Source organism: Labrys miyagiensis (assembly GCF_030160835.1).
In the GTDB taxonomy this organism is placed as follows: domain Bacteria; phylum Pseudomonadota; class Alphaproteobacteria; order Rhizobiales; family Labraceae; genus Labrys; species Labrys miyagiensis.
Window position 1 is genome coordinate 1 of the sequence record NZ_BSPC01000086.1, and the last position, 4,250, is coordinate 4,250.

Consider the following 4,250-nt stretch of genomic DNA (forward strand, 5'->3'; position numbering starts at 1 on the left):
GGGCTCGTCGCTTCTATCGTGCATCAAATCATTCCTGCAGATACAAGGGGCTGCGCAACGTTCTGGGATTAGCTTCTGCGAGGCGCGATCGTCTGGCGTGACGCCTCGTCGTCATTGTATCTATCTGACTTATTTAAGAAAATAATCCTGCAAAAGTCGCGCAGCCCCTCACCTCTATCCTCTCCCCGTAAGAACGGGGCGAGGGGGCGCAACCGCTTCGTCCTTTTCTCAAACCGACTCTTCTCGCCCGGCTGCCGAGTGTGGTCTGCTCAATACTGAAATGTGTGAATCATACGCCATTCCCATTCGGGAATGGTGAGTCCACAAGGGGGAGGGGAGGTAACCGCTGTCGCGCTTGAACCACTTGTTTGCCGACGGTTCCTTAGTCGCGCTACGCCGCCGGTCGCAGTACGCCCGTCTGCCTTCCCGTCGCCGCGATGATGTCCAGCGCCGCATCGATGTCGCGCGGGCTATGCGCCGCCGACACCGAATAGCGCAGCACCACCTCGCCATTCGGCGTCGCCGGCGGGATCAGCATGTTGACGTAGAGCCCGGCGCGCAGCAGGGCCGTCCAGGTGTCGAGGCCGGGCTTGATGCCGGGCATGGGCACCGCGCCCACTGGGCCGGGTGGGGCCAGCGGGGGCAGGCCGAGGGCGGTGAGGCCGCGGTGGACGGTTTCGGCATTGCGGAAGACGGTGCGGCGCTTGTCGCTGTCGTCGCGGATGATGCTCAGCGCCTGGCTCGCCGCCGCCACCACGGGCGGGGGCAGGGAGGCGGTGTAGAGGTAGCTGCGCGCGGCAAAGCGCAGCGCCCGGAAGGCGGGATCGTCGGTCACGCAATAGCCGCCCACCACGCCGACGCTCTTGGAGAAGGTGCCGACGATGATGTCGACCTTGTCCTCCACGCCCTGCGCCTCGGCGACGCCGCGGCCCCTGGCGCCGTAAAGGCCGAGGGAATGGGCTTCGTCCACCAGGAGCACGGCGCCGAGGCCGGCCGTCACCGTGCTGATAGCGTCGAGATCGGCGAGATCCCCGAGCACGCTGTAGAGGCCTTCCACCACCACCAGCGTGCGGCTCGGCGCGATGCCGCTCTCGGCGATGATGCGGGCGAGATCGGCGGCGTCATTGTGCCTGAAGGTAAGGATCTTGGCGCCCGAGAGCTTGCAGGCGTCGAAGATCGAGGCGTGGCAGTGGGCGTCGAGCACGGCGGCGTCGCCCTCGCGGACGAGGCCGCCGATGGCGCCGAGATTGGCCATGAAGCCGGTGGAGAAGATGGTCGCGTCGCGCCGGCCATAGAGCTCGGCGATCTGGCGCTCCAGCCCGACATGCAGGGCCTGGTTGCCGCTGGCGACGCGCGAGGCGGTGGAGCCGGTGCCGAAACTTGCCATGGCGGCCTCGGCGGCGGCGATGCAGGCGGGATCGAAATTGAGGCCGAGATAGGAGTTGGTGCCGAACATCAGGGTCTCGCGGCCCTCGATCACGGCGCGCACCGGGCTCAGCACTTTCTCGATCACCACGCTCAGCGGGGTCAGGGCATCGCCGATGGAGCGGTCGAACACCTCGGCAAAACCTCGCGCACGTGCCTTGATGCCTGGCGGCCCTGCCATATCTACTCCTCAGTCCCATACAAGCCCGCGACGCGAGGCCGATTCGCCTGCAACGCGGCTAACGCAATTTTGCTCCGGTCATAGCCTATTTTATCGCGCCGTCCACCTTACGGGGCTGTAACCATGGGGTTCGGGGTCGGAAGGGTAGGGCGGCGGTGCCTCATTCTTGTCGGCCGGAACCTGTATGACCGCATGGTAAAACGTCTGGCGGCTCTGTCCGCATGATGGTACCAAGATACATGACGTAACGGCATAGGCCGCGCATGGCGGCTATCCGGTTTGCACATGAAACAAGATCCTGCCTGCGCTGTTGTCCTCGCGATCCTGACAACGAACCCGTGGGATCGTGGAGTTGAATGCATTGAAGCGCCTGATCATCACCCATCGCACGACCTATCGCTATGCCGAGCGGGTCAGCTTTGGCCCCCACCGCATGATGCTGCGTCCGCGCGACAGCCACGAGATGCGGCTCATCTCGGCCACGCTGACGACCTCGCTGCCGGCCGACTATGCCTGGACCTATGACGTGTTCGGCAATGAGGTCTGCACCGGCCACTTCTCCGGCCAGGCCAGCGAATTGGAGATCGAAAGCCGGCTGGAGATCGACCGCTTTCCCTCCGCCGTGCCCACGCATTTCCTTTCGGGCCGGGAGACGCCGTTCCCGATCGTCTATTCGGCGGACGAGGCCATCGATCTCGGCGCCACCATGCTGACCTCCGCCGAGACCTATCCGGACGATCTGCGCGTGTGGATCGCCGGCCTGCCCAGGCGCTATTCGGGCGGGGCGATGGACCTGCTGACGGGCCTTTGCCAGGAGATCCACGGCACCTTCACCTACGAGACGCGCTTCGAGCAGTCGACGCAGGACCCGGCGCTGACCTTCCGCAACCGCAGCGGCGCCTGCCGCGACTTCGCGGCGCTGTTCATCGCCTGCGCGCGCCTGCTCGGCTTCGGCGCGCGCTTCGTCTCCGGCTATCTGTTCGATCCCATTCCTGAGAACGGCGAGCCCGCCATGCAGGGCGCCGGCGCCAGCCATGCCTGGGCCGACGTCTACCTGCCGGATACGGGCTGGGTCGAGTTCGACCCCACCAACGGCCTCGTCGCCTCCGACCGGCTGATCCGCATCGCCGTGGTGCGCGAACCCCACCAGGCCCTGCCGATCAGCGGCTCCTTCGTCGGCACGCCTTCGGCCTTTGTCGGGCTGTGGGTGGGCGTGGATGTCGAGCAGGTGCTGGAAGGGCGGGAGCTTGAGGTCGCGCCGGCGTAGGGGGCGGGCATGACTTTCCTAGGCAGGCGCGACGCGAGCCTCCCCCACGAAGCTGGGGGAGGTGGCATTGCGAAGCAATGACGGAGGGGGTGTGGTCAGAAAAGGGCGCGCGAAACGGCGCTATGAGTTGACGATTCCCGCGCCTCACTCCGCCCACACCCCCCTCCGAGCCGGCTCCGCCGGCCCACCTCCCCCAGCTTCGTGGGGGAGGCCGCGCACACAACTTGTGTGCGCTCGCGTCGCGCCCTTTCGCATAAGTCCCGCCCCATTCCTTCCGCCCTCACCCCATCCCTGCTACCTTCCCCTCCCATTCCCTCCAAACCGGAAGCAATGCATGGAGCGGCTCGAATGTGACCGGATGTTCGTGGCGGTGCTCGATACCGGCAGCTTCTCCAAGGCGGCCGAGCGGCTCGGCACCAGTTCCGGGCAGGCTTCCAAGCTGGTTTCGCGGCTGGAGGCGGAGCTCGGCGTGCAGCTTCTCAAGCGCACCACGCGCGCGCTCTCGCCCACCGAGATCGGCCGGGCCTATCACGAGCGCATCAAGGCGCTGCTGGAGGATCTCGACGCGCTCGATGCCTCCATCCGCAGCGCCTCGGGCCTGGCGGCCGGGCGCATCCGGCTCACCGTGCCGCTCAGCTTCGGCACCATGCATCTCACCCCGGCGCTGGCCGATTTCGCCTTGGCCTATCCCGACATCCAGCTCGATGTCAGCTTCACCGACCGCGTCGTCAGTGTCGTGGACGAGGGCTTCGACCTTGCCATCCGTGTCGGCAACCCGGCCGATTCGAGCCTGATCGCCCGCAAGCTCTGCGATATCCGCCTGGCGGTGGCGGCCGCGCCCTCCTATCTCGCGGCGCGGGGCGAGCCGCGCCATCCCGCCGATCTCGCCGGGCACGACTGCCTCCTCGACAGCAATTTCCGCGATCCCCATATCTGGCGCTTCACCGACCGCGACGGCGCCGCGCTGAGCGTGCCCGTCAGCGGCAGGCTGCAGTTCTCCAATGGCGAGGCCTGCCTGACGGCGGCGGAGGCGGGGCTCGGCATCATGCACGGCCCGAGCTTCGTCGCCGGCGCCGCCCTGCAGGCCGGCCGCCTCAAGCCGCTGCTGGAGGATTTCACCGACCGCCGCCTCGCCGTCTACGCGATGTATCCGCCCGGGCGGCATCTGGCGCTGAAGGTGCGGGTGCTGGTGGACTTCCTGGCCGAACGCTATCGCGGCGAGCCGGCCTGGGACAGGGGGTGGAAGCGGTAGGGTGCGGCGACCTCTCTGCTCTTCGGTTGGGCGAGATGAGGCGGTGAAGAAAGAGACGCGCCGGCTGCGTCCCCTCGCCCCGTTCTTACGGGGAGAGGATAGAGGTGAGCGACTATCTGAGCTGT

General features: G+C 66.8%; 3 protein-coding genes. 2 read left to right on the plus strand and 1 reads right to left on the minus strand.

Features of this window, described 5'->3' with window-relative positions; translation table 11 throughout:
- Nucleotides 1-391: 391 nt before the first annotated feature.
- Nucleotides 392-1,606, minus strand: a complete 1,215-nt coding sequence (locus tag QQL24_RS34040; RefSeq protein ID WP_284316766.1) for an aminotransferase class I/II-fold pyridoxal phosphate-dependent enzyme — start codon at nt 1,604-1,606, stop codon at nt 392-394.
- 352 nt (nt 1,607-1,958) lie between these two features.
- Here QQL24_RS34040 and QQL24_RS34045 point away from each other — a divergent pair, with 352 nt between their 5' ends.
- On the plus strand, nt 1,959-2,873 hold the full coding sequence (locus QQL24_RS34045; RefSeq protein ID WP_284316767.1) for a transglutaminase family protein: 915 nt from the start codon (nt 1,959-1,961) through the stop codon (nt 2,871-2,873).
- Between the two features lie 334 nt (nt 2,874-3,207).
- Nucleotides 3,208-4,125 (plus strand): LysR family transcriptional regulator, encoded by a 918-nt coding sequence (locus QQL24_RS34050; protein ID WP_284316768.1) that lies wholly within the window; start codon nt 3,208-3,210, stop codon nt 4,123-4,125.
- The last annotated feature ends 125 nt before the right edge of the window (nt 4,126-4,250 follow it).

Coding starts and splice junctions, on each gene's coding strand:
- QQL24_RS34040 (WP_284316766.1), bottom strand. CDS start 1,606: ATGGCAGGGCCGCCAGGCATCAAGGCACGTGCGCGAGGTTTTGCCGAG.
- QQL24_RS34050 (WP_284316768.1), top strand. CDS start 3,208: ATGGAGCGGCTCGAATGTGACCGGATGTTCGTGGCGGTGCTCGATACC.